Below are 649 nucleotides of genomic sequence, written 5' to 3'. Positions count from 1 at the left end.
ATCTAACAATGCCTGAGTCGGGTGATGGTTCCGTGACCGCGAAAAAATTTACGAACGCGTCGATTTGGCTCTCGACCAGTCGCGTGCGGCGTGCGCGAAAACCGCGCAAAGCACGATCGCGCCGCCGACGATGCTGGCCAGCGGTGGGAATTCGCCGAGGAACAGCAAGGCGAACAGGATGGCGAACGGCACTTCGGCCGAGCCGAGCAGGCCGGATTCGGCGGCGGGGATAAGCCGCGAACCTTCGGTCCACAGGATCGAGGCCAGCGCGAAGGAGCAGCCGAAGGTGGCAAGCAGCACCATATCGCGGGTCGAAACGGCAACCGGGTCGGTGACGAACCAGCCGAGGACGAAGAGCAGGAAGGCCGACACCGCGCCGGCCCAGACGACGGGCGAGTCGCGAAAGGCGCGCACCATGATCATGTAGAGCGCGCTGCCGGTGGTCATCAAAAGCGCCAGCCCGTCGCCGAACAGGTGGCCGCTGCCAAAGCCGCCGCCCACCATGACGGCGACGCCGCATAGCGACACGGCCGCCGCCAGCATCGTCTGCAGCCGGAATTTTTCCCGCACCAGCAGCAAGGCAAGCAGTGCGGCTATGAAGGGCGAGGTGGCGTAGATCACCGCGACATTGGCGACATAGGTGTATTTG

1 protein-coding gene is annotated in these 649 nt (G+C 64.4%); it reads right to left on the bottom strand.

Features of this window, described 5'->3' with window-relative positions:
* Positions 1-48: 48 nt before the first annotated feature.
* Positions 49-649: DMT family transporter (locus EOA75_RS33550; RefSeq protein ID WP_164747791.1), on the bottom strand; the 601-nt coding region annotated here is incomplete at its 5' end.

Source organism: Mesorhizobium sp. M1A.F.Ca.IN.022.07.1.1, assembly GCF_003997575.1.
Lineage (GTDB): Bacteria > Pseudomonadota > Alphaproteobacteria > Rhizobiales > Rhizobiaceae > Mesorhizobium.
Note: the sequence above shows the minus strand (reverse complement) of the source record. Positions and strands in the feature narration are given on the sequence as shown.